At 65.3% G+C, this 23,104-nt stretch carries 19 protein-coding genes; 13 read left to right on the forward strand and 6 right to left on the reverse strand.

Going from position 1 to position 23,104, the window contains the following annotated elements; all coding sequences use genetic code 11:
- Positions 1 to 42: 42 nt before the first annotated feature.
- From O9320_08170 to O9320_08190, 5 genes are read left to right on the forward strand one after another with little or no spacing between them, the layout of a single operon-like run.
- Entirely contained in the window at positions 43 to 1,308 is a 1,266-nt protein-coding gene (locus O9320_08170) for an ABC transporter substrate-binding protein (protein ID MCZ8310814.1), read from the forward strand.
- 9 nt (positions 1,309 to 1,317) lie between these two features.
- Positions 1,318 to 2,568: a sugar ABC transporter permease gene (locus O9320_08175; protein MCZ8310815.1), complete on the forward strand. Its 1,251-nt coding sequence runs from the start codon at positions 1,318 to 1,320 to the stop codon at positions 2,566 to 2,568.
- A 1-nt stretch (position 2,569) separates the two neighbouring features.
- Positions 2,570 to 3,640 carry a carbohydrate ABC transporter permease gene (locus O9320_08180; GenBank protein ID MCZ8310816.1) on the forward strand — a complete coding sequence of 357 codons (1,071 nt, stop codon included), beginning with the start codon at positions 2,570 to 2,572 and terminating at the stop codon, positions 3,638 to 3,640.
- A gap of 2 nt (positions 3,641 to 3,642) precedes the next feature.
- Entirely contained in the window at positions 3,643 to 4,752 is a 1,110-nt protein-coding gene (gene ugpC / locus O9320_08185; GenBank protein ID MCZ8310817.1) for a sn-glycerol-3-phosphate ABC transporter ATP-binding protein UgpC, read from the forward strand.
- Positions 4,749 to 7,112, forward strand: a complete 2,364-nt coding sequence (locus O9320_08190; GenBank protein MCZ8310818.1) for a glycoside hydrolase family 31 protein — start codon at positions 4,749 to 4,751, stop codon at positions 7,110 to 7,112. The genes ugpC and O9320_08190 overlap by 4 nt, the downstream gene beginning before the upstream one ends.
- Positions 7,113 to 7,128: 16 nt before the next feature.
- Here O9320_08190 and O9320_08195 read toward each other — a convergent pair whose 3' ends face one another.
- Positions 7,129 to 8,430: a M20/M25/M40 family metallo-hydrolase gene (locus O9320_08195; GenBank protein ID MCZ8310819.1), complete on the reverse strand. Its 1,302-nt coding sequence runs from the start codon at positions 8,428 to 8,430 to the stop codon at positions 7,129 to 7,131.
- A gap of 143 nt (positions 8,431 to 8,573) precedes the next feature.
- Between O9320_08195 and O9320_08200 the strand changes: the two genes are divergently transcribed.
- Genes O9320_08200 through O9320_08225 form a run of 6 tightly spaced genes read left to right on the forward strand, consistent with a single transcriptional unit; the run spans position 8,574 to position 14,567 of the window.
- Positions 8,574 to 10,124: an ABC transporter substrate-binding protein gene (locus tag O9320_08200; protein MCZ8310820.1), complete on the forward strand. Its 1,551-nt coding sequence runs from the start codon at positions 8,574 to 8,576 to the stop codon at positions 10,122 to 10,124.
- On the forward strand, positions 10,121 to 11,062 hold the full coding sequence (locus tag O9320_08205) for an ABC transporter permease (GenBank protein MCZ8310821.1): 942 nt from the start codon (positions 10,121 to 10,123) through the stop codon (positions 11,060 to 11,062). The genes O9320_08200 and O9320_08205 overlap by 4 nt, the downstream gene beginning before the upstream one ends.
- On the forward strand, positions 11,059 to 11,958 hold the full coding sequence (locus O9320_08210; GenBank protein MCZ8310822.1) for an ABC transporter permease: 900 nt from the start codon (positions 11,059 to 11,061) through the stop codon (positions 11,956 to 11,958). Before O9320_08205 ends, O9320_08210 begins: the two co-directional genes overlap by 4 nt.
- Positions 11,951 to 12,919, forward strand: a complete 969-nt coding sequence (locus O9320_08215; protein MCZ8310823.1) for an ABC transporter ATP-binding protein — start codon at positions 11,951 to 11,953, stop codon at positions 12,917 to 12,919. Before O9320_08210 ends, O9320_08215 begins: the two co-directional genes overlap by 8 nt.
- A complete protein-coding gene (locus tag O9320_08220) occupies positions 12,916 to 13,881 on the forward strand; it encodes an ABC transporter ATP-binding protein (protein MCZ8310824.1) in 966 nt (321 codons plus the stop codon). The genes O9320_08215 and O9320_08220 overlap by 4 nt, the downstream gene beginning before the upstream one ends.
- Positions 13,878 to 14,567, forward strand: a complete 690-nt coding sequence (locus O9320_08225) for a glutathione S-transferase N-terminal domain-containing protein (protein ID MCZ8310825.1) — start codon at positions 13,878 to 13,880, stop codon at positions 14,565 to 14,567. The genes O9320_08220 and O9320_08225 overlap by 4 nt, the downstream gene beginning before the upstream one ends.
- 20 nt (positions 14,568 to 14,587) lie before the next feature.
- Here O9320_08225 and O9320_08230 read toward each other — a convergent pair whose 3' ends face one another.
- Positions 14,588 to 15,592: an ABC transporter substrate-binding protein gene (locus O9320_08230; protein ID MCZ8310826.1), complete on the reverse strand. Its 1,005-nt coding sequence runs from the start codon at positions 15,590 to 15,592 to the stop codon at positions 14,588 to 14,590.
- Between the two features lie 83 nt (positions 15,593 to 15,675).
- Between O9320_08230 and O9320_08235 the strand changes: the two genes are divergently transcribed.
- Positions 15,676 to 16,665 (forward strand): isopenicillin N synthase family oxygenase, encoded by a 990-nt coding sequence (locus tag O9320_08235; GenBank protein ID MCZ8310827.1) that lies wholly within the window; start codon positions 15,676 to 15,678, stop codon positions 16,663 to 16,665.
- Here the strand turns inward: O9320_08235 and O9320_08240 are convergent.
- Genes O9320_08240 through O9320_08250 form a run of 3 tightly spaced genes read right to left on the reverse strand, consistent with a single transcriptional unit; the run spans position 16,662 to position 20,370 of the window.
- Positions 16,662 to 17,228, reverse strand: a complete 567-nt coding sequence (locus O9320_08240; protein MCZ8310828.1) for an NAD(P)H-dependent oxidoreductase — start codon at positions 17,226 to 17,228, stop codon at positions 16,662 to 16,664. The two genes, O9320_08235 and O9320_08240, sit on opposite strands and share 4 nt — an antisense overlap.
- 16 nt (positions 17,229 to 17,244) lie before the next feature.
- A complete protein-coding gene (locus O9320_08245) occupies positions 17,245 to 19,602 on the reverse strand; it encodes a xanthine dehydrogenase family protein molybdopterin-binding subunit (GenBank protein MCZ8310829.1) in 2,358 nt (785 codons plus the stop codon).
- A 36-nt stretch (positions 19,603 to 19,638) separates the two neighbouring features.
- Positions 19,639 to 20,370: a peptidase gene (locus O9320_08250; protein ID MCZ8310830.1), complete on the reverse strand. Its 732-nt coding sequence runs from the start codon at positions 20,368 to 20,370 to the stop codon at positions 19,639 to 19,641.
- Between the two features lie 96 nt (positions 20,371 to 20,466).
- On the opposite strand from O9320_08250, the gene O9320_08255 reads away from it, so the two are divergent.
- The gene (locus O9320_08255) at positions 20,467 to 21,387 is read left to right on the forward strand and encodes a glutaminase (GenBank protein MCZ8310831.1); all 921 of its coding nucleotides are present in this window, start codon (positions 20,467 to 20,469) and stop codon (positions 21,385 to 21,387) included.
- 10 nt (positions 21,388 to 21,397) lie between these two features.
- Here O9320_08255 and O9320_08260 read toward each other — a convergent pair whose 3' ends face one another.
- Complete coding sequence (locus tag O9320_08260; protein ID MCZ8310832.1) at positions 21,398 to 23,041, reverse strand: FMN-binding glutamate synthase family protein; 1,644 nt, start codon at positions 23,039 to 23,041, stop codon at positions 21,398 to 21,400.
- Positions 23,042 to 23,104 lie beyond the last annotated feature (63 nt).

Consider the following 23,104-nt stretch of genomic DNA (forward strand, 5'->3'; position numbering starts at 1 on the left):
CGGCGCCAAGCGCCGGTCCGGCTTCAATAGGGGAGGAAAACCATGCGTAAACTGGCAGGTGCGGCCGCCTTTGCCGCTTCGACTCTGACCGCCGTTTCGGGCTTCGCCCAAGCGCCCGTCGAACTCCGTTACATGTGCTACGCCGACGCCAACGAATGCGAAGTGTCGCGCGAATTGCTCGACAAGTTCGAGCGCGCCAATCCCGGCATCAAAGTCGTGGTCGACAAGGTCGGCTTCAACGTGGTGCGCGAACAGCTCGAGACGCGCCTGCAGGCCGGCCAAGGCCCCGATATGGCGCGCGTCACCAATCTCGCCGGCCTCAATAAATACTATCTCGACCTGCGCCCGCTCGTGAACGCCGCCTATTGGGAAGAGAATTTCGCCCAGACGCTGAACTGGATGCGCGTGGGCAGCAACGACAAGGGCATCTACGGGTTCCTCACGCAGCTCACCGTCACCGGGCCGTTCGTCAACAAGACGATGTTTGCCGAAGCCGGCGTGGCCGTTCCGCCCGCCGGTGCCACGTGGGACGATTGGGCGGCTGCGATCAAGCAGGTGCAGCAGAAGCTCAACGTCTATTCGGGCATCGAGATGGACCGCTCGGGCCATCGCTTCGCCGGACCCGCCATGTCGTACGGGGCCAAGTATTTCGACGCGAACGGCCGTCCGGCCCTCATCGACGACGGCTTCAAGGCCTTCTCGGAGCGCATGGTGCGCTGGCATCGCGAAGGCATCATGAAGGAAATCTGGCCGGGTGCATCGGGTGCGCGTTGGCGCAACGGGGCGGACCAGTTCATCAACCGTGACACGGTCATGCATGTCGCGGGCTCGTGGATGATCCAGCGCTATTCGGAAACGATCGGCGACCGTTTCGACTGGGTTGCGATCCCGCAGCCTTGCGGCCCGGCTGGCTGCGGTGCGATGCCCGGCGGTGCGGCGATGGTGGGCTTCAAGGCCACGCGCAATCCGCAGGCCGTGGCCCGCGTGATGGAGTTCATGGCGTCGGAGCCCGTGCTCAAGGAATACTACGAGCGCACGCTCCAGATCCCGGCGCACAAGGGCCTCGCCGCGCGCGGCCTCGACTACGGCAAGGACGTGTCGCCCGCCGCCATTGCGGCCTTGAAGGCGTTCACGGCCAACTACGACAAGGTGCCGGCCCAGGCGCACCAGCTGCAGGGCTATGAGCGCAACGTTGCGGTCTTCAACGCGACGGTGAACCATATCTCGCAGGCGATCACCGGCACCCTCACGCTCGACGAGGCGTACCGCAAGATCAACGAAGAGGTTACCCAAGCGATCGGGAACTAAACCACCCCGATGGCTGCTGAAGCCGAACCGGGCCCGTCTGCGGTCGTCGACACGACCGACGGCGGGCCCGCTATGCGTTGGGTCGTAACGCCGCTGCTTGCGGCGTTCGAACCGCCGATGCGCTGGCTGCAGACGAAGCTGGGCTTGCGCGGCCTGCCGTACGTGTTTTTGCTGCCGACGATGGCGATTTTCGGGCTGTTCAGTTTCCTGCCCGCTTTGCTGAATATCTACATTTCCTTCACAGGCGGCGCCTCGACGATCCTCGCCGACCGGCCCTTCGTGGGCTTGCGCAACTACGAAGCGCTGCTTGCCTGCGAGTCCATCTTCGTGCCCAAAAGCTGCCCCGTGTCGGGTTTCGGCTTCTGGACCGGCATGTGGAACACGCTGCTCTTCGCCGTGATCCAGGTGCCGATCATGACGGCGGTAGCCCTTGCCACCGCGATCGTTCTCAACCGCGAAATCCGCGCGCGCGGCTTCTGGCGCGCTTTGTTTTTCTATCCCGTCATGCTGTCGCCGGTCGTGGTCGCAGTCGTGTGGGATTGGGTGTTGAAGCGGCGCGGCATTCTGAATGCGTTGCTGGCGGAACTTGCCGAGACGCGCAACGCGCTGGCCGCCTGGGGGCCGCTCGAAATGGTCGCCAAGATCGCCGCCCTCCTCGTCGTGGCCGCGATCGCGCGTCGCTTATGGGCGCTGCGTGCCAAAGGCGGTTTGGCGATCGCGGCCCTTGTTTTGTGCGCATGTGCCGCCGCGTGGCTCGTGTTCGCGTGGGATGTGCGCGCAAGCATCGCCACGCAAGCCTGGCGGCCGGTCAACTGGCTGGCCGATGCCAATTCGTCGTGGCCGTTCTTCTGGGTTGTGTTCGTCTATACCTGGTCGCATCTGGGCTTCTTCATGCTGATCCTGCTTGCAGGTTTGCAGGCGATCCCGCGCGATCTCTACGAAGCAGCCGAGATGGACGGCACGCCCAAATGGCGCGCCTTCGTGCGCATCACGGTGCCGCTCTTGATGCCCACGCTGCTTGTGGTTCTCGTCCTTTCGCTGATCCGCGCCTTCCAGATTTTCGACGAGGTCTATGTGCTCACCGGCGGCGGGCCCGGGACCGCCACGCGCATGGTGATCCAGGAAATCTACGAATCCGCGTTTGTCAGCGACGCCAAGCTCTACGGCGTGGCGGCGGCGGCCTCGGTGCTGCTGGCCGGCGTTGTTTTGGTGCTGACCTTGGTGCAGCTCGCACTCACGCGGCGAAAGGCAGGAGCCTGATATGGGACGCGCAATCGCCTTCCTCACGCGCACGCGCAACCCGGGCCGCGTCGATTGGACCGACATTCTGGCCTATGCCTATCTCGTCTTGGGCGTGCTGCTGATCCTTGCACCCGTCGTGTGGCTGTTCGTGTCGTCGTTCAAATCGCAGCGCGCATTGATCGAAAGCGATCCGCGCTTTTTGCCCTACGAGCAGGTGACGGCGGTGCTGCCGGGGAGTACGCGACCCGTCAATCTCGTCGAATGGACGGCACCCGACGGCACAACACGCATCTTGGCCCAGCTGCGCCTGTCGGGCGCCAACGTCGTGCTCGCCGACCCGGCGAAACCGGACGAAACGATCCAAGTGCCGCGCCGCGACACGCGGCCGCACGAAACCGTGCGTGCACGCTTCGAGAATTACAGCGAGCCGACGTTCGGCGGCGGGGCGGCGGGCACGTTCCGCTTCGGCCTCTATTTCGGCAATTCGGTGTTCGTCACTGTCGTGGCGACGCTGATGACGCTTGCGATCAGTTCGATGGCGGCGTTCGCGTTGGCCAAATACCGCTTCGCCGGGCGCGATGTGTTCATGCTGCTGATCGTGGCGACGTTGCTGATGCCTGCGACCGTCATTCTGGTGCCCCTCTTCATCGTCGTGAAAAACTTCGGCATGCTCGACTCTTTGTGGGGCGTGATCATCCCGGGTGCTGCGACGCCCACCGGCGTGTTCCTGCTGCGCCAATACATGCTCACGATCCCGGACGAGCTCATCGAGGCCGCGCGCATGGACTCGGCCTCGGAATGGAAGATCTACTACAAGATCGTGCTGCCGCTCGCGCTGCCCGCGATCGCAGTACTCGCGATCCTGTCGATCATCTGGCGCTGGAACGATTTTCTGTGGCCACTCGTGGTGCTGTCGCGCTCCGAGACCTTCACGCTGCAGCTTGGCCTTTCGTCGTTCAAAGGCGAGATGCTCGACGCGACCCATTATCTGCTGGCGATGACGGTGCTCACGCTGCTGCCCGTGACTTTCGTGTTCGCCTTCCTGCAGAAATACATCACCACCGGCATCGCCAACACCGGGATGAAATAGCAATGGCCACGCTGGAACTTTCCGCTGTCCGCAAGTCGTTCGGCGCCACGAACGTCATCCACGGCATCGACCTGGCCATCGAACACGGCGAGTTTTGCGTGTTCGTGGGCCCTTCGGGCTGCGGCAAATCGACCTTACTGCGCATGATCGCGGGACTCGAATCCGTCAGCGGCGGCGAGGTGCGCATCGACGGCAAACGCGTGAATGAGCTCGGCGCCTCCGAGCGCGGCCTTGCCATGGTGTTCCAGTCCTACGCGCTCTATCCGCATATGAGCGTGCGCAAGAACCTGTCTTTCGGGCTCGAGAACGTGCGCATGCCGCAGGCCGAAATCGACCGGCGCGTGGCGGAAGCCGCGCGCATGCTGCGCCTCGAGCCGTATTTGGAGCGGCGGCCGGGGGCTTTGTCCGGCGGCCAGCGCCAGCGTGTCGCGATCGGCCGGGCAGTCGTGCGCGAGCCCAAGATTTTCCTGTTCGACGAGCCTTTGTCCAATCTCGACGCCGAATTGCGCGTGCGCATGCGCGCCGAACTCGGCGCGTTGCACGAGCGCATCGGCAACACGATGATCTACGTCACGCACGACCAGGTCGAGGCGATGACCTTGGCCGACCGCATTGCCGTGCTGCGCGACGGGCGGTGCGAGCAGTTTGCCGCCCCGCTCGAGCTCTACAACGCGCCCGCCAACGAATTCGTGGCGGGTTTCATCGGCAGCCCGCGCATGAATTTCCTCAAAGGCACGCTCGCTTCCGCAGGGGCGGGCGATGTCACTGTCGCCCTTGCCGTGGGCGGGAAGGTGCATGCGACGGGCTTGGCGGCGGCAGGTACGGCCCAACCGAAGGCGGGTGCAACGGTTACGCTCGGCGTGCGGCCCGAGCATCTGCTTCTGGTCGAGCCCGGTGCAGGCCAAGCCGACATGAAAGTCGATTTGACCGAGCAATTGGGCGGCGAGAGCTACATTTATGGCAGTCTCGCCGAAGGGGCCACGCTCGTCGTGCGGCTCGCGGGCCAGACGCGCATCGAACGCGGCCAATCAGTCGGTGTGGATTTTGCCGGCTCGTCGTCGCTACATTTGTTCGACGGCGAGGGCAAAGCATTGGCTCGGAGAACGGCGTGATTTCATTCCAACGGGTCGTTGCGGCAACCGCATCGGCGCATCAAGCAAGCTTCGAACTCGAAGACGGCTATACGCTGCGCGTGGCGCTGCTGTCGGCAGCGCGCGTACGCGTGAGCCTTACGCCGCAAGCGGGTTTTCCGGTCGACCGCAGCTGGATGGTCGCCCCCGACGGCGACGTGCCGTGGGAAGGCCGGTCGCGCCACGACGATGCGGGTTTCGCGAACCCGGCCGCAACGCTCGCCAAGTCCGAGGCTGGCTACGCGCTGACGGCAGGAAATCTGCGCGTGCGCGTGACGGCGGCCCCTGTGCGCCTCGCTTTCGACAAACGCAACGCGGACGGCACGTGGGAAACCGTCCTCGAAGACCGCGAAAGCGGTGCGTATCTGCGCTGCGACGAAGGACGTCGCTTGCGCCACTACCAGAACCGCGTCGGCAGCGAGCGCTATTTCGGGCTCGGCGACAAGACGGGGCCCATCGACCGTGCCGGCCGGCGTTTTCGCATCCTGCAGCTCGACGCACTCGGCTACGACGCCGAGCAGGGCGATCCGCTCTACAAACACGTGCCGTTTTTTGCCGTCGAAAGCGCGCCCGGAAGCTGGGCGGGGCTGTTCTACGACACGCTCGCACCGCTCACGATCGATCTCGGCTGCGAGCGCTCGAACTACCACGGCTTTTACCGCTATGTCGAAGCCGAGGAACCGGCACTCGATTTCTATGTGACGCTGGGCGCGAGCTTGCGCGACATCGCCGAAGATTTCGCCCATCTCACGGGCCTGCCGCATCTGGCTCCGCGTTGGGCCTATGGCTTTGCCTTCACCTCGATGCACCATGCGGACGACGCCAAAGCGCAAGCCAAGATCGGCGCGTTCGCCGAGCGCTGCCGCGCCGACGGCATTCCGATCAGTTCGATCCATTTCGGCTCGGGCTATTCGAGCCGCGGCAAGCGGCGCTACGTCTTCACCTGGAACCGCGACAAGTTTCCGGATCCCGCCGCTTTGTTCGCAAAGCTGCGTGCAGCCGAACTCAAAACGGTTGCCAATCTGAAACCCGTGCTGATCGACGACCACCCGGCCTATGCGGGGCTCGCGGCCGAAGGCGGGTTCCTCGCCACGAAGGACGGGGCCCCCGTCGTCGAGCAATTCTGGGACGGGCACGGCAGCTTCCTCGATTTCACCAATCCCAAGACGGTTGCGTGGTGGCAAGACGGCTTGGCGCGCCAAGTGCTCGATGCCGGCTTCGATTGCGGCTGGAACGACAACAACGAATACGAAGCCTGGCGCGAGGGCGCATCCGGGCGCGGCTTCGGCAAGGAGATCGCGGTCCAGGCATCGCGGCCTTTGCATGCGCTGCTGATGTCGCGCGCGACGTTCGAGGCAAGTGCGCGCCGCAATCCGGACAAGCGCCCCTACACGATCACGCGCGCAGGCCCGCCCGGCATCCAGCGCTACGCCGAAACCTGGAGCGGCGACAATTTCACCTCGTGGCATACGCTCAAATGGAATATGCGCAACGGCCTTTCGATGGCGCTGTCGGGCCTCGGCAAGATCGGTCACGATATCGGCGGCTTTGCAGGCCCGCAGCCCGATCCTGAGTTGCTGTGCCGCTGGGTCGAGATGATGGCGCTGCATCCGCGCGCGGTGATGAATTCGTGGAAACCCGATGTGGGCGAAGCGACCGAGCCGTGGACGCATCCAAGCGTGCTCGATGCGGTGCGCGCAGCCTTGCGCCTGCGCTATCGCTTTCTGCCGATCCTCTACACGCGCGGCTATCTGGGTGCGGCACAAGGTGTTCCCTCGATGGTGCCGCTGCTTTACCACTACGATGCCGATCCGCACTGCCGCGGCGAACACGACACGTTTTTGATCGGCCCCGATCTGCTGGTCGCACCGGTGGTCGAGCCGGGCCAACGCCAACGCGCGGTGTATCTGCCCAAAGGCCCCGAAGGCTGGGCCGATTTCCATACGGGCCGTCTCTATCCGGCCGGCGAGACGGTCACGGTCGATGCCCCCTTGGGCCGCCCGCCAATCTTCGTGCGGGTCGGTGCAGTACTTGCCCTTGCAGGTCCCGACATCCCGGCTGTGCGGCCGCACGATGCGCCCGCACGTCATCTCTATTTTGTGCCCGGCGCCGCGAGCGGCCAGAGCCTCGCTCCAACCCCGCATTTCGAGGACGACGGCGAAAGCTGGAGCCTGCGCAGCGGCGACTATCTCGCGATGGCGGCCCGTCTCGAATGGACGCGCGACGCGGTGCAGCTCGTTCTTGCGCGGACCGGCGGGACGCGGTCGCTTCCCGCCGTCGATGAATTCGTACAGGCCGGTGCTGGTCTATTGGGCCGCACCGTGCGCATCGTTCGCGCGTGAGCTGCGTTGCCGCTTTCTAGGCAGGGCTGCTCCACAAGGCGATCGCACCGGCGATCACGCCCACGCCGCGCTTGAAATCGGCAACGTCCACCCATTCGTCGCGCGCGCCGTTCTGCGTGAGATCGCCGCACAGCGGCCCGAGCCCCACGCACGGAATGCCGTTCTGCACCATCGGATTGCGGATGTCGGACGAGGTGTGCATGACGTTGGCGTGCGGCGCTTGGCCGGTTGCCGCCAGCACGGCCGCATCGACGGCATTGCGCAGCGCATGGCCGTCCGGCACTTCCGCACCCGTGACGCCCGACAGAAACTCGACCTTGGGCGGCTTGGCGCTGAGATATTCGTCGGCCTTCACGATCGCAGCGATCGCGGCGGCGACTTCGGCCTGCACGTCGGCGAGTTTTTCGCCGGGCGGGAACGACAGCGCGCAGGAGAGCCGCACCGCCGGTGCGATGCGCGCGGCGCGCCCATCGCCGAGCGTGGAAAAGTCGCCGATCAGCAGATTGGTCGATCGGCCGATGGCGGCCTGCAACGAGGGATTCGTCACGCGGCTGCCGCGCCGTTCGTCGAGGGCGCGCAACGCGCCATGGATCAGCACGGCCTTGTCGATCGGGTTGACGGCCGTGTGCGCGAAGGCCGCGTGGCCGGGCTCTTGCGTGTCGGGCAGGCGGCCTTCAACCGTGACGCGGAACACGAGCTGGCCCGAGGCGAAAGTCTTGACCTCGCGCATGCCCACTCCCGATTCCGCCGGGTGCAGATAGATCGCAGCGTCGGCAACGAAGCCCGCCTGCAGCAGCGCATGCACGCCGCGCGCATGGCGCTTGGACGGCGTGCTGCACAAGATAAGGTCGCCCGCCGGGCGCAGGGAGGGATCGCTCAGCACCTGCAAGGCGCCCGCCATTGTCGCAACGCCGGCAAGATCGTCGGCAACGCCCCAGCCATAGAGGCGACCGTTTTCGATTTCGCCCGCAAACGGATCGTGGCGCCAGCCATGCTGCGGCTGGAACGGCTCGCCGTCGGGATGCGCAAACACGAGCATGCTGCGTCCGCCGCCCGTACCGGGCAAGCGCGCCACGACCGCTTCGCGCATGTCGGGTGCGATCGCAATGCCGGAAGCGAACTCGTCACGCGGATTCACGTCGGCGGGCAGATAGCGATGGCGCACAACGGTCGCCCCGAAGGATTCGCACGCGGTTGCAAAGCGTGCCTGCACGGCCGCTTCGCCCTGGCGCTGCAGGGCGATGAATTCGCGCAGCAGAGAGACAGCTTTGTCGCCCGACGCGGCGGCGGCGGCTTGTGCTTTTTGGGCTGCGTTCATTGTCGATACCGGCTCCGTTTTGCGATTGCGCTGCGTCTTGTGCCGTTTTCTGGCACCGTAATTGCTTGATTTGTAGGTCATCTACTGTAGTTTTTGTATAACAATCGCGGTGCGGCCGGGATTGAAGCGGAGCGGAGGGGGCAATGGGGAAAGGCAGTTTGGGGCGCCGTGGTTTTCTGGGCGCGGCCGCCGGCGTGGCGGCTTCGGGCTTTCTTCCCGGTGTTGCGACAGCACAGAATCGTACCACCGTCACGGCGTCGTTGCTCGGCAATCTGCCGAACATCCATCCCTGGCATGTCGGCAATGTCGAGACGGCGGCGGCCAATCTGCTCGTCTATTCCAATTTGCTGAAAGTCGGCCCCGACGGCACGATGGTGCCCGACGTCGCAGCGTCCTTGCCGACGATCAGCGCCGACGGTCTTAACTATACATTCGAGCTGCGCCGCGACGTGCGCTTCCACAACGGCGACAAGCTGACCGCCGAAGACGTCGTCTATTCGTACGACCAGTATCTGTCCACGGCGCGTCGGCGCGGCAATCTGCGGCGCTTCATCAAGAACGTCACCAAGGACGGCGATTACGTGGTGAAGGTCGAGCTTGTGGAGCCGTGGGTCGGCTGGATGCAGCTGATGGGCTACGAGGCCGCGATCGTGCGCCGCGGCACCGATGTGGTGAACGAGGGCGCGACCGGCGAGAATCTCTATCGCGGCAGCCGCATGGCGGGTTCCGGGCCCTACATCCCGACCAGTTTCCAGGCCGACGTGTCGGCCGAGTTCGAAGCTAATCCCGACTATTTCGGCGGCAAGCCCGCCACGCAGACGATCAAGCTGCTGCGCATTCCCGATGCGGCCACGCAGCTTGCCAATCTGCGCGCCGGCACGGTCGACATCATTTCGAACTGCCCGCCCAAGGATTTCGCCGCGATGGCCCGCACGCCGGGTTTTGCCGGCGCTTCGCGTCCGTCGGCCGGCATCTTCTACATGCCGATGAACACCGCCAAGGCGCCGTTCGACAACGTGCATCTGCGCCGAGCGGTGTCGTGCGCAGTCGATCGCGACTATATCTGCGATGAGATCTATTCGGGCCTCGTGACCCCGTCGGCCCTGCCGGCCGCACCGACGGAGTTCTGGTACGACGCGAACCTCGCCAAGCAGCTTGCCTACGACCCGGACCGCGCGCGTTTCCATCTGCGCGAGGCGGGCATGCCGCGCGGCTTCGCGTTCGAGGCGATCGTGCCCGCACCCTCGGCCTATGTCGAAGCGCGCGAAGCGGCGATCGTGATGCAGGCGAATCTCGCGGATGTCGGCATCCGCATGAATATCCGCCAGACCGACTTCGTCAGCATGTATCGCAGCGCCCAAAACGGCGACTGGCAGGCCTTCCCGCATCCCTCGATGCAGTCCTCGATCGAGGGCTATCTGATCTGGAACAACTACCACAAGGACGGCAACCAGGCGCGCTGGATGGGCTACCGCAACGCCGCGTTCGAAGAAGCGACGATGGACAGCTTCCGCTATCTCGAAAACGCACGCAAAATGCCCGGCCTGCAGCGTGTGTCGAAAATCCTCGTCGAAGACTGCCCGGCGCTTTGGATCGGGCGCCTCAACGCCTACCATCTGTGGCGCGCCGACATTTCGGGTTTTGCACCGCGCTATTCGCACTTCATGGACCTCACCCAGGTCAAACGCGGATGATCGGGTTCCTCGCGGGACGGGCCGCGTCTTTGGCGCTGGTCCTGTTCGGCGCGAGCGTTCTGATCTTCCTCGTGGTGCGCGCGTTGCCGGGCGATCCGGCCGTGGCGCTGATGACCCAGAATGCGACGCCCGAAATGGTCGCCGAAATGCGCCGCGCGCTCGGGCTCGAGCGGCCGTTGCCGGTCCAGTTCGCGCTGTGGCTGGGGGCCGCGCTGGGCGGCGATCTTGGCCGCTCGTTCATGTTCAGCATGGACGTGTCGGCGCTGATCGGCGAACGCTTTCCGGTCACGCTGCATCTGGCGCTCGCGAGCCTGGCGATCGCCCTTGCGATCGCGATCCCGACCGGCGTTCTGGCGGCCGCAAACAAGGGCAAGGCGCTTGACCATCTGTGCCGCGTGGTCGCGATGGTCGGCATCTCGATGCCGGTCTTCTGGCAGGGGCTGCTGATGATCCTGCTGTTTGCGGTCACGCTCGGCTGGCTGCCGCCGGGCGGCTATGTTTCGCCCGCTTCCGGGTTCGCCGACTCTTTTGCGCATATTCTGCTGCCGGCGGTCGCCCTCGGCACGGCCTATGCGGCGACCGTCATGCGCATGCTGCGCGCCTCGATGCTCGACGTGCTGGGGCGCGAGCATATTGCGGTTGCGCGCGCGCACGGCATTCCCGAGCGCACGCTCGTCTGGCGCGACGCGCTGCACAATGCCGCGATCCCGACATTGACCGCCGTCGGTTTCTCGTTCGGCTATCTGCTGGCGGGTGCGGTGCTGACCGAAGTGATCTTCAACCTGCCCGGCATGGGGCGGCTGCTCTACGAGAGCATCCTCGCGCGCGACTATCCGCTCGTGCAGGGCTTGGTGCTGCTCAATGTGACGGTGTTCGTCGCGATCAATTTCGCGATGGATGCGCTCTACGTCGCCCTCGATCCGCGGATCAGGCGATGAGCCGCACGAAGACACTCGGCCGTCTGCTCGGCATCGTGCGCCGCGATCCTTTGGCGGCGGCGGCGTTCCTGTTTCTGCTATTGCTCGCGGTCGCGGCTTTGTTCCCGGAACAGATTGCCGCATTGTCGCCGAACCGGCCGAGCCGCTTGCGGCTGCTGCCGCCGGGCGACATCTATCTGTTCGGCACCGACCAGTTCGGGCGCGACATCTTTGCGCGCTGCGTCCATGCCACCAGCGTGTCGCTGGCGGTGGGCTTGACCACGGTTGCGATCGCGCTGCTGTTCGGCGTGCCGCTGGGGGCGATCGCGGCGTTTCGCAGCCCCGGCAAAATCGATTCCGGCATCATGCGCACGATGGACGTGCTGATGGCGTTTCCGCCGATCGTGCTGGCGATCGCTGTCGTTGCCGCTTTGGGCACGCAGGACATCGAAGTCGGCCCCTTCACCGTGCCGCATATCACCAAGGTGATGGTCGTAATCGGTCTGCTCAACGTGCCGAAGGTCGCGCGCATCGTGCGCGCCTCGGTGCTGGTCGAGCGCAACGAACAATACGTGATGGCCGCGCGCGCCGTGGGCGCATCTGAACTGCGCGTGCTGTTCCGCGAAGTGCTGCCGAACTGCGCGTCGCCTGTCGCGGTCTACGCGACTTTGCTTGTGGCGACGTCGATCCTGACTGAGGCGTCGCTGTCCTTCCTGGGGCTCGGCATCCAGCCGCCGCAGCCCTCGTGGGGGGGCATGCTGGCCGACAGCCGCACCTACGTGATGTCGGGGCAATGGTGGCTCACGGTGTTTCCGGGCCTGCTGATCTTCCTGTCGGTCGCGGCTTTCAATCTTGCCGGCGATCTGCTGCGCGATGCGCTCGATCCGGCCCAAATCACGCGGCGCGGCGATGCTTGAACCAGAGCCCTTGTTCCGCGTGCGCAATCTCACGACGCGGCTGCGGACTGACGCCGGCGTCATCGTGCCGTCCGACGACGTGTCGTTCGACATTGCGGCGGGCGAGGTCTTGGGTCTGGTCGGCGAGAGCGGGTCGGGCAAGTCGGTCACGGCGCGCGCCTCCGTGCGCCTGCAGAAGCCTGACGATGCGATCAAGGCGGGCGAGCTTTGGTTTGCCGGGCGCGATCTGCGCAAGCTCGATGCGCCGCAGTTGCGCGCCTTGCGGGCAAGCGAGATCGCGATGATCGTGCAGGACCCGGCGGCGGCCCTCAATCCCGTGATGACGGTCGGCACACAGCTCACGCGCGTCGCGCGCGAGAAGGGCATGTCCGAGGAAAACGCTGCCGCGCGCGCGCTCGAATTGCTCGTGCAACTGCGCATCGCCGACCCTGAGCGCCGACTTGCGGCGTATCCGCACGAATTGTCCGGCGGCATGCGCCAGCGCGTGCTGATCGCACTCGCACTGATGTGCAAGCCAAAACTCCTGATCGCCGACGAGCCCACGACGGCGCTCGACGTCACGGTCGAGGCCGACATTCTGTCGCTGCTCGATGCGTTGCGCCGCGAGCTCGGCATGGCGATGCTGCTGATCTCGCACAATCTGTCGGTCGTGGCACGCCTGTGCGACCGCGTCGCGGTCATGTATGCGGGGCGCCTCGTCGAAATCGGACCGACGCCTGCCGTGCTGGCCGATCCTCGGCATCCCTATACGGCCGCTTTGCTGGCCTCGGTGCCGCGTGGGTCCAAAGAAGACGGGAAGCTGCCGGCCATTCCGGGCGAGCCGCCGGATCTTGCAAACCTCGCACCCGGCTGCGGCTTTCGCGCGCGCTGCGCGCAAGCCGGGGCCGAATGCGAACGGCTGCAGACACTGCAGCAGGTCAGCGACGGGCGGCAGAGCGCTTGCTGGCGGGCGGTCGCATGAAAACGCCGTTGCTCGAACTTGTCGCCGTGTCCAAGCACTACGACGTCGCCGCTGCACCGCTGGCCGGATTGTTGGCCGAACGCCCGAAGGTGCGCGCGGTCGAAGGCGTGAGCCTCGCCGTTGCGCCAGGCGAAATCATGGGCTTGGTCGGCGAGAGCGGCTCGGGCAAATCGACATTGGGGCGCTTGGCCCTGCTGCTGGAACCGCCCACGGCGGGCAGCGTGCGTTTTGCGGGGGCGGATCCGAGTGCTGATCTCAAAGCGTTTCGTCGCCGCGCGCAGATGGTCTTCCAGGATCCGCAATCGTCGCTCAATCGCTCGAAGACGGTCGGCGAAATCCTCGAAATGCCGCTGCAGGTGCACGATGTGGGGGCAAGCCGTGCGGCACGTCGTGCACGCGTCGCCGAACTTCTGACGAGCGTGGGGCTGCGCGCCGATGCGGCTGGGCGCTATCCGCACGAACTTTCGGGCGGTCAGCGCCAGCGCGTCGGCATTGCGCGCGCTCTGGCCATCGCGCCGTCCTTCATCGTGCTCGACGAGCCTACGAGTGCGCTCGACGTGTCGATCCAGGCGCAGATCGCCAATCTGCTGGTCGAGCTGCAGCAGCGTCTCTCACTCACCTATCTTTTCATCAGCCACGATCTGCGGCTGGTGCGCTGGCTGTGCGACCGCGTGGCGGTGATGTATCTGGGGCGCATCGTTGAGACCGGCAGTGCCGCATCCTTGTGGCAAGCGCCGCGCCACCCTTATGCGCAGGCGCTACTGGCGGCGGCGACGGCCGAACGCGCGGCCCCGTCGGGCATTGGCGGCGATGTGCCGAGCCCCATCGCACCGCCGCCGGGCTGCGCGTTTCATCCGCGCTGCGCGGCGGCAGGCCCGCGCTGTGCGCGCGAAGTGCCGGTCCCGCGCGGCGACGCGCAGGCGCTTGTCGCGTGCCATCTTTACGACGGAGGGGTTGCATGATGCGTCTGATCGTCGGCGGCAAATGGTCGTCGTCCTGGACGATGCGCGGCTGGCTTGCCTGCCGGCTGTCCGGGCTCGCTTTCGAATCAGAAACGCTGTTTCTATCGCGCCCCGATAGCAAGGCGAAGCTTGCCGCGATTTCGCCGACGGGCCTTATCCCGCTGCTGATCGACGGCGACTTCCAGGTGACCGATACGCTGGCGATCGCCGAATATCTGTGGGAGCAAGCACCCGGCTCGGACATCTGGCCGCAGGAAACGCGCGCACGCGCAGCCGCCCGCATGTCGGCTTGCGAAATGCACGCGCATTTCGCGGAGCTGCGCGCGGCCATGCCGATGAATCTGGTCAAGCGGTGGCCGATCGCCAATGGCGTGCCGTCGAACGTGAAGCTTCTGGCGCGCCCCGGTGTGGGAGCCCAAGTCGCGCGCGTGCAGGAAAGCTGGCGCCAGACGCGCGCCGTGTGGGGGGCAGGGGGCCCCTATCTGTTCGGGCGCGACTTCAATTTCGCCGACGCGATGTGGGCACCAATGGCGAGCCGTTTTCGCACCTACGCGGTCGAGATCGCACCGGACGCGCAAGCCTATTGCGATGCGGTGCTTGCCCATCCGCTGGTCGCCGAGTGGATCGCCGGGGCGCAAGCGCAGGCGCGCGAAATCGGCTGGGAAGCTTGCGCGGCATTTCCTTAGGCGCGTTGAGCGCGCGGCCGTCAGCGCGCGGCGGCGACGTTTCGGTTGACGAAGTCGAGCTTGAAGGCGGATTTCCAGTCGAGATTGGCCGGATAGACGCCAGCCTGCGACATCGTGTCGAAAATCTGCTTCCAGCGCGCCTCGGTCATCGCACCGATGCCGAGTTGCTTGGCGTCGCCGCCGTCGACGAGCTCGTAGCGCTTCATCTGCGCGATCTTGAAGGCCGAAAGTTCGGGCGACTGCTCGGCACTCGCCGCCAGGATCGCGCGGAACGCCGGGGTGGGATCGCCTGAAATGCACTGCGCGTAGCCGCGAATGGTCGCATCGACGAAACGCTGGGCCACTGTCGGGCGCGCCGCGATCTCGGCGTCGGTCGTGAAGATCGTCGTTTGGTAGTCGGGATAGCCGTAGTCGGCCAATAGCAGCGAAACGGGCTCGGCGCCCAGCGCCTTGCCGAGGAAAAACGCGTCTTCGGTGATGAAGCCCTGTTGCACGGTCGAGGGATCGGCCACGAACAGCGATGGATTGTAGGTGTAGGGCCGCAGATTCGCGTCGTCGAAACCGTGGCTGGCTTTGAGCCAGGCCCAGAACTGCGTGCGCGAGAAATTCGCAACCGAGATGCGCCGCGTCTTCAGGTCTTCGAGTTTGGTGATGCCTTGACCCGGATGCGCCACCAAGGTCTGCGGGCTTTTTTGAAACAGGGCCGCGATCGTCACACCCGGCACGCTGTTCGAGCGCATGTTGAGCGTGGTGAGGGCAGTGCCCATCGCATAGTGGTAGCGACCGGCGGCGACGAGCTGGGCCGTGTTGATGCCAGGGCCGCCCGGAACAAGCTCGACATCGAGCCCGGCCGCCGCATAAAGCCCGGTTTCGCGCGCTTGGAAAAATCCGCAATGTTCGGCCTGCGGCAGCCAGCTGAGACCGTAGACGACGCGTTCGCGCATTTGCGCTTGGGCAACGCTTGCCGCCGCACCGAGCAGTGCCAGCCCCAAGGCCATAACCGCCAATTTGGATTTCGTGGTCATAGGCTGGCCTCCGAACGTTGCGAGGTGAGAATGGCATGCCGATTGCGTCGAAACGCGGACCGTACAGAAAGGTAGCAAGCCGCATGCCAGCTGTTCCTATCGTCGATATCGGTTCCATCTACGGCCAAGCGCCGGATGCGTTGGCAAAAACGGCGCGCGAATTCGGCGCTGCGTTCGAAACATTCGGCTTTGCCACGATCGTCGGGCACGGCGTGTCGCCGGCCACGATCGCTTCGGCCTACAAGGCCGGCAACGCGTTTTTCGACCTGCCGCTTGCACATAAATTGGCCAGCACGGTGCCCGACCGCGTCAAAGGGCGCGGCTATGTGCCGGCAGGCGTAGAGAGCGTGGCGCGCACGCTGGGCAGCGACCGGCCACCCGATCTCGTGGAAGCGCTCGTGTTTGGCTCGATGCAGGACGAGACGCTGCCGCTGCCATTGGGCGCTGCGAGTGCGGCAACGGGCAACCTATTTCCGGCTGAACCGGCGGAATTGGGGCCAGCGTTCCATGCCTATTTTATGGCGATGCGCGAACTTTCGGGCACGCTGATGCGCCTTGCCGCCGCCGCCCTCGATCTGCCGGCCGATTATTTTGCACCCTATATCGACCGGCGGCGCGGCACGCTGCGCGCGGCCTTCTATCCCGAGCAGAACGATCCGCCGGCCCCCGGCCAGCTGCGCTACGGTGCGCACACCGACTATGGCGGCTTCACCATCCTGCGCCAGGACGATGCCCCCGGCGGGCTGCAAGTCGACCTCGACGGCAACTGGATCGACGTTGCGCCGATGCCGGGCGCCTTCGTCATCAATATCGGCGATCTCGTGTCGCGCTGGACCAACGGGCGCTGGCGCTCGACCTTGCACCGCGTCGTCAATCCGCCGCGCGACACGCACGCCTCGACGCGCCGTCTGTCGTTGGTGTTTTTCTCCGGCCCCAACGACGATGCGGTCATCGAATGCCTGCCGACCTGCCGAGGGCCGGAGCGGCCCGCACAATATCCGCCGGTCGTGGCGCGCGACTATATCCGCGCCAAGCTCGACAGTTCGATGCCGACGACGCTCGAAAGGCGCTAAGCTTTAGGTGCCAAGCGTTCGATCCAGGCCGCAAACGAGTCGAGCGTCTTGGCGAGCGCCTTTTGCGAGGCTTCGGCCACAAGGTCGCCGTTCGCGTCGAACGCCGCATAGGCGGCGGGGACCGCGCAATCCGCACCAACGAGCTGCAGCATGCCCATCGCCGCCAAGGTCGGGCGCAAGGTGAGCTGGGCGCGCGCCGAGCCGCCGCCGCCGGCCGCCGCGCCGATCAGTGCGGTGGGCTTGCCTGCACACGTCGCTTTGCCGGGCGGACGCGACATCCAGTCGAGCGCATTCTTGAGCACGCCTGAGGTACCGTAATTGTATTCCGGCGTTGCGATCAGCAAGGCGTCGGCAGCCCCCACGGCCGCCTGCAGCTTGGCGACCGCATCGGGATAGCCCTTGGCTTCGACGTCTTCGTCGAACATCGGCAGGCCTGCAAGATCGTAAGGCGTAATCGCGAGCGACGCAGGTGCCGTCTTGGCTGCGTAAGCGATAAGCGCGCGGTTGAAGGATTTGGCGCGCAAGCTGCCCGCGATGCCGAGGACCTTGTAGATCTTGCTCATATGTCGTTTCTCCGGATCAGGAACGAGCTTGTTGGATGGCGGCCCACACGCGCTGCGGAGTGGCGGGCATGTCGATATGGCGAATGCCGTAGATCTTGAGCGCATCGACGATCGCGTTCATGACACTCGGCAAGGCGCCCGCACAGCCTGCTTCGCCGCAGCCTTTGGCGCCCAGGATGTTGGTGCGCGCGGGCACGTCGTGCGTCGCGGACTCGAAGAACGGCACGTCGGCCGCGCGCGGCATCGCATAGTCCATGTAGGAGCCGGTCAGAAGGCTGCCGTGCTCGTCGTAGCGCACGCTCTCCATCAGCGCTTGGCCGATACCCTGTGCCACGCCGCCATGCAGCTGGCCTGCGACCAGCATCGGATTGATGACTGTGCCGAAATCGTTGACCGCCGTGTAGCGCACGACATCGACCACGCCGGTTTCGGGATCGATCTCGACTTCTGCGATATGGCAGCCGTTCGGGAAGGCTGAGGGGGCCGCCTCGTGCACGTGCTTCACGTCGAGCGAACGCGGCATACCGTCGGGCAGTTTGAGTCCGCCGCGCAGCTTCGCTGCAAGTTCCATGATGCCGATGCCGCGATCGGTCCCTGCGATCGTGAAGCGGCCTTGCGCGAATTCGATGTCGGCCTCGGCGGCTTCGAGCGCCACAGCTGCAATCTTGCGCCCGATCTCGACCACCTTGCCGCTCGCTTCGACGATCGCGGCACCGCTTGCCATGATCGACTTTGAGCCACCCGTACCGCCGCCGGCGATGAGTTCGTCGCTGTCGCCCTGCAAGAGGCGGATTTTGTCGAACGGCACGCCCAGATGCGTCGTGAGAACTTGCGCAAACGGCGCGGCGTGGCCCTGGCCGTAGTCGAGCGTGCCGGTCACGATTGTGACGGTGCCGTCGGCCTCGAAGCGAATGCCGCCCATTTCCTTCATCGGCGGGGCGGTCACTTCGAGGAACGAGCCGAGCCCCAGCCCGCGCAGCAGGCCGCGCTTTTCGCTGTCGGCCTTGCGCGCGGCAAAGCCGTTCCAGTCGGCAAGGGCCACCGCCTTGTCGAGCAACGCGGTGAACTCGCCGCTGTCGTAGCTCATGCCCGAGGGCGCCGCCCACGGCAATTCGGCGGGCTTGATGTGGTTGCGGCGCCGCAGTTCGAGGCGGTCGATGCCTAGCTTGGCAGCCGCCTCGTCGATCAGCCGTTCCATGTAGTAGTTGCCCTCGGGCCGCCCTGCACCGCGATAGGGCCCAACGGGCGAGGTGTTGGTGAAGACCGAGCGCGAGGCGACTTCGATCAGTGGCGTGCGATAGACGCTGATCGAGTTCTTGACGAGGTTCAGCGTCGACATGATCGTGCCGACGCTCGTGAGATAGGCGCCGAGATTGCCGTAGCCTTCGAAGCGCACGGCGAGGAATTTGCCGTCCGCATCGAGGGCGAGTTCGCCCGTGATCTCGTGGTCGCGGCCGTGGCTGTCGGAGACGAAACTCTCGCTGCGCTCATCGGTCCATTTGACTGGCAGGCCGAGCGTGCGTGCGGCGTGCAGGATGCAAGTATACTCGGGATAAGGCTGCGCCTTCATGCCGAACGAGCCGCCGACATTGCCGGTGAGCACGCGCAGTTTCTCGCGCGGCACTTTGAGGATGTCGTCGGCAAGCTGGTTGCGCAGGCCGAACACGCCCTGGCTGCCGACATCGAGGGTGAAGCGGTCGCTTGCCGCATCGTACCGGCCGACGGCCGCGCGCGGCTCCATCGCATTGACGACGATGCGCGAATTCGCCATCGCCAGCTTGACCGTGTGCGCGGCCGCGGCAAATGCGGCTGCGACTTTTTCACCGTCGCCGTAATGGTAGTCGAGCGACACGTTGCCCGGCACGTCATCGTAAAGAAGCGGTGCGCCCGCAGCGGCCGCGAGGCTTGCTTGGGTGACGGCCGGCAGCGGCTCAATGTCGAGTTCGACCGCCTCGGCCGCGTCTTTGGCTTCCGCCACGCTGCGCGCGACCACGAACGCCACCGGATCGCCTACGAAGCGCACTTTGCCGCGCGCCAGCGACATGCGCTGCGGCTGCAGCATGATCGTCCCGTCGCGGCCTTTGAGCGGCATCATGCAGCGCAAGGGCCCGAAGCCCGCTTGGTCGAGATCGGCGCCCGTGAACACGCCGAGCACGCCCGGCATGGCTTTGGCGGCATCCGTGCCGATGCCGCGCAGGATGCCGTGCGCGTAGCGGCTGCGCACCATCACGGCATAGGCCTGGCCTTCGAAATTCACATCGTCGGTGTAGCTGCCTTCGCCGCGCAGCAATTTGGGATCTTCGGTGCGCGACACAGGCTGGCCGACGCCGAATTTCGCCAATGCCATCTGGGCGGTCGTATCGAGCATGTTCATGGACTCTCCGAGGGACAATGCAGACGCAAAGGCAGATCAGCCCTGCGCGGGCGGGGGCGGCAGGCTCGCCACCAGGGCCGAGAGCCCGTCGCTGTAGCCGCGCCGCAGTTCGATCCAGTAGGGATCGGTTCTTTCGAACGTGGTCAGGTTCTGGGACGAGAAGCTGTCGGTGCGGTAGCGCAAGAGATCGATGGGGGCGTCGACCGAGAGATTGCTGCGCATCGTCGCATCGAACGACAGCAGCGAGAGCTTGGCCGCTTCTTCGAGCGAGCTTGTGCCGGTCAATGCGCGGTCGAGGATCGGCTTGCCGTATTTGGTTTCGCCGATCTGCAAAAAGCGCGAGCGATCCGACGCTTCGACGAAATTGCCGGCCGAATAGACGTTGAACAGGCGCGGCGCTTCGCCCGCAATTTGCCCGCCTACCAGGAAATTGCCGTTGGGATCGCCGAAGGGCTGCACGAAGGACGCGTCGTGCGCCAGCACCGCACGCAGCTTGTTGCCGACGGTCTGCGCCACGTCGAACATCGTGCGCGCGGCATAAATGTCGAAACCCCATTGGCCGGAGCCTGCGGTCTCGCGCAGGCCCGTGACGACGGCCTGCGTGGTCGCAAGATTGCCGGCGGAGAGAATCGCGATCACGCGCTGGCCCGGCACTTCGAATACGGCGAGTTTTTTGACCAGCGCCACCTGGTCCACGCCCGCATTCGAGCGCGAGTCCGAGGCCATGACCAAACCGGCCGGCAGGATAATTCCAAGGCAGTATGTCATCCCCAACCCCTCCAACACCGCAGCATCGACTTTGCCGCGCCAAGCTGCAAGTCTGTAGTTCCGGACAAACGCCTTCGCGAGGCAGGTATTCTCGTCATGGATTTGCAGGAATTGGTCGATTCGGTCTGCGCGGATGTCGGCGGGCATCTCGGGCGCGGCCGTGTTGCGGACTATATACCGGCTTTGGCACGAGTCGATCCTCGGCATTTCGGCCTTGCGATCGCAAGCGTGGATGGGCGCCACGCGGCCGGCGGCGACGCCGACACGCCGTTTTCGATCCAGAGCATTTCCAAGGTCTTTGCGCTCACGCTCGCACTCGATCGTATCGGCGATCCTTTGTGGCAGCGCGTGGGCCGCGAGCCGTCGGGCTCGCCGTTCAATTCGATCGTGCAGCTCGAGCGCGAGCAGGGCATCCCGCGCAATCCGCTGATCAATGCGGGCGCTTTGGTCGTGACCGATTGTCTGCTCGCCGGGCGCCCGCCCGATGAAGCAATCGAGGATATTCTGGCGTTCATGCGCGTGCGCGCGCACGACCCAGCCGTCTGTGTGGATGCCGAGGTGGCCACCTCGGAAGCCGAGACGGGTTTCCGCAACGCGAGTCTTGCCAATTTTATCCGCGCCTTCGGCAATATCGCGCACCCGGTCGAAAACGTGCTGGCGACCTATTTCAGCCAATGCGCGCTCAGCATGGATTGCCGACAGTTGGCGCAGGCGGCGCTCTATCTCGCCAATGACGGCATCGACCCGCGCGACGGCGAGATCGTGATCGATGCGGAGGGCGCGCGCCGCATCAATGCGATCATGATGACGTGCGGGCACTACGACGCGTCGGGCGATTTTGCGTTCCGCGTCGGCCTGCCCGGCAAAAGCGGCGTGGGCGGCGGCATCCTTGCGATCGCACCGGGCAAAGCCGCGATCGCGGTCTGGGCACCTGGCCTCAACGACCAGGGAAACTCGCTCGTCGGCGCCTTGGCGCTCGAGTGCCTGTCGCGCCGTACGGGCTGGTCGGTGTTTTGAGGCGGTGCTTCTAGAAGCGGTCGCTGCGCGCAAGCTGCCAGGCTTCGGCGAAGCCCGGATGGTCGGTATCGCCCAGGATCTCGCCAGGCTTCAGGAAGCGGTAGACCTGCGCGAACGTCGCGACCTCGTTGGGCCCCAAACGACGCGATACGTGGTGCGGACGCAACTCGCGTGGATGCGTGAGGCCCGCCGCCGCGATGAGTTCGGCAAGCGCCGTAACGGTCGATTTATGGAACTGGGCCACGCGTGCGGCCTTGTCGGGCACCACGAGGGCGAGCTGGCGCACTTTGTCTTGCGTCGCCACCCCGGTCGGGCAGCGGTCGGTATGGCAGCTTTGCGACTGGATGCAGCCAACCGCGAACATGAAACCGCGCGCCGAGTTGCACCAATCGGCCCCCAGCGCCATAACGCGCGCCATGTCGAAGGCCGAGGTGATCTTGCCGCTGGCGCCGATCTTGATGCGGTCGCGAATGCCGAGGCCGACAAGCGCATTGTGCGCGAACACAAGCCCGTCGCGCAGCGGCGTGCCGACATGGTCGAGGAATTCGAGCGGGGCGGCGCCCGTTCCGCCTTCCGAACCGTCGATCACGATGAAATCGGGATAGGTATTGGCCTCAAGCATGGCTTTGCAGATGCCGAGGAACTCGGTCGGGTGGCCGATGCACAGCTTGAAGCCGACCGGCTTGCCGCCGCAAAGCGCGCGCAGTTGGGCGATGAACTGCACAAGCCCCATCGGCGTCGAGAAAGCCGGGTGGGAGGCAGGCGACACGCAATCGACCCCCAGCGGTACGCCGCGTGCGGCCGCGATTTCGGCCGAGACTTTCGGGCCCGGCAGCACGCCGCCATGGCCGGGTTTGGCTCCTTGGCTCAGCTTGATCTCGATCATCTTGATTTGCGGATCGACGGCTTGAGCTGAAAAACGCTCGGCCGAAAAACTGCCGTCCGGATTGCGGCAGCCGAAATAGCCGCTGCCGATTTCCCAAATGATGTCGCCGCCGTTTTCGCGATGGTACTGGCTGTAGCCGCCTTCGCCGGTGTCGTGCGCGAAACCGCCAATGGCGGCCCCCTTGTTGAGGGCGCGAATGGCGTTCGCCGAAAGAGCGCCGAAGCTCATTGCCGAAATGTTGAAAACGGAGGCCGAATAGGGCTGCTTGCAGTCCGGCCCGCCGATCGTGATGCGCAGCGGCTCGCTATGGTGCGTCGCGGGTGCGATCGAATGGTTGATCCATTCGAAGCCGGTTTCGTAGACATCGAGCTGCGTGCCGAAGGGGCGTTTGTCGAGATCGGCCTTGGCGCGTTGGTACACGATCGAGCGTTTGCTGCGGTTGAACGGCACGCCGTCGGTGTCGCTCTCGAGGAAATACTGGCGGATCTCGGGCCGCATCTCCTCGAACAGAAAGCGGATATGGGCGGCGATCGGATAGTTGCGCAGGATGCTGTGCTGCTTTTGCAAAATGTCGCGAGTCCCGAGGCCCGCAAGTGCCGCCGCCACGAGGAACGGGGTTAAGAACCAGCTGTTCGCGAGCATCGCGAGCCCGAAGCCAAGCGTGGCGACCACGGCAACGCTGTAGGTTATGTAGCGCGGCGAAACGGCGAGCTTGATCCATTGCAGCGGGGAAAGGGCGGGAAATTCGGTTCTGGCCGTATTCTGCACTGTCTGTTCTCCCCGGAGCCGCAGCGCGTTTTTGCGCTTGCCGCCACGACTCTAGCGAGGATC

This window comes from Magnetospirillum sp. (assembly GCA_027532905.1).
Lineage (GTDB): Bacteria > Pseudomonadota > Alphaproteobacteria > CACIAM-22H2 > CACIAM-22H2 > Tagaea.

Bases quoted from the DNA above. Each gene is read 5' to 3' on its own strand.
- O9320_08170 (MCZ8310814.1), top strand. From the start codon at position 43: ATGCGTAAACTGGCAGGTGCGGCCGCCTTTGCCGCTTCGACTCTGACC.
- O9320_08255 (MCZ8310831.1), top strand. From the start codon at position 20,467: ATGGATTTGCAGGAATTGGTCGATTCGGTCTGCGCGGATGTCGGCGGG.
- O9320_08210 (MCZ8310822.1), top strand. From the start codon at position 11,059: ATGAGCCGCACGAAGACACTCGGCCGTCTGCTCGGCATCGTGCGCCGC.
- O9320_08200 (MCZ8310820.1), top strand. From the start codon at position 8,574: ATGGGGAAAGGCAGTTTGGGGCGCCGTGGTTTTCTGGGCGCGGCCGCC.
- O9320_08250 (MCZ8310830.1), bottom strand. From the start codon at position 20,370: ATGACATACTGCCTTGGAATTATCCTGCCGGCCGGTTTGGTCATGGCC.
- O9320_08205 (MCZ8310821.1), top strand. From the start codon at position 10,121: ATGATCGGGTTCCTCGCGGGACGGGCCGCGTCTTTGGCGCTGGTCCTG.
- O9320_08230 (MCZ8310826.1), bottom strand. From the start codon at position 15,592: ATGACCACGAAATCCAAATTGGCGGTTATGGCCTTGGGGCTGGCACTG.
- ugpC (MCZ8310817.1), top strand. From the start codon at position 3,643: ATGGCCACGCTGGAACTTTCCGCTGTCCGCAAGTCGTTCGGCGCCACG.
- O9320_08235 (MCZ8310827.1), top strand. From the start codon at position 15,676: ATGCCAGCTGTTCCTATCGTCGATATCGGTTCCATCTACGGCCAAGCG.
- O9320_08245 (MCZ8310829.1), bottom strand. From the start codon at position 19,602: ATGAACATGCTCGATACGACCGCCCAGATGGCATTGGCGAAATTCGGC.
- O9320_08220 (MCZ8310824.1), top strand. From the start codon at position 12,916: ATGAAAACGCCGTTGCTCGAACTTGTCGCCGTGTCCAAGCACTACGAC.
- O9320_08180 (MCZ8310816.1), top strand. From the start codon at position 2,570: ATGGGACGCGCAATCGCCTTCCTCACGCGCACGCGCAACCCGGGCCGC.
- O9320_08195 (MCZ8310819.1), bottom strand. From the start codon at position 8,430: ATGAACGCAGCCCAAAAAGCACAAGCCGCCGCCGCCGCGTCGGGCGAC.
- O9320_08225 (MCZ8310825.1), top strand. From the start codon at position 13,878: ATGATGCGTCTGATCGTCGGCGGCAAATGGTCGTCGTCCTGGACGATG.
- O9320_08215 (MCZ8310823.1), top strand. From the start codon at position 11,951: ATGCTTGAACCAGAGCCCTTGTTCCGCGTGCGCAATCTCACGACGCGG.
- O9320_08240 (MCZ8310828.1), bottom strand. From the start codon at position 17,228: ATGAGCAAGATCTACAAGGTCCTCGGCATCGCGGGCAGCTTGCGCGCC.
- O9320_08175 (MCZ8310815.1), top strand. From the start codon at position 1,318: ATGGCTGCTGAAGCCGAACCGGGCCCGTCTGCGGTCGTCGACACGACC.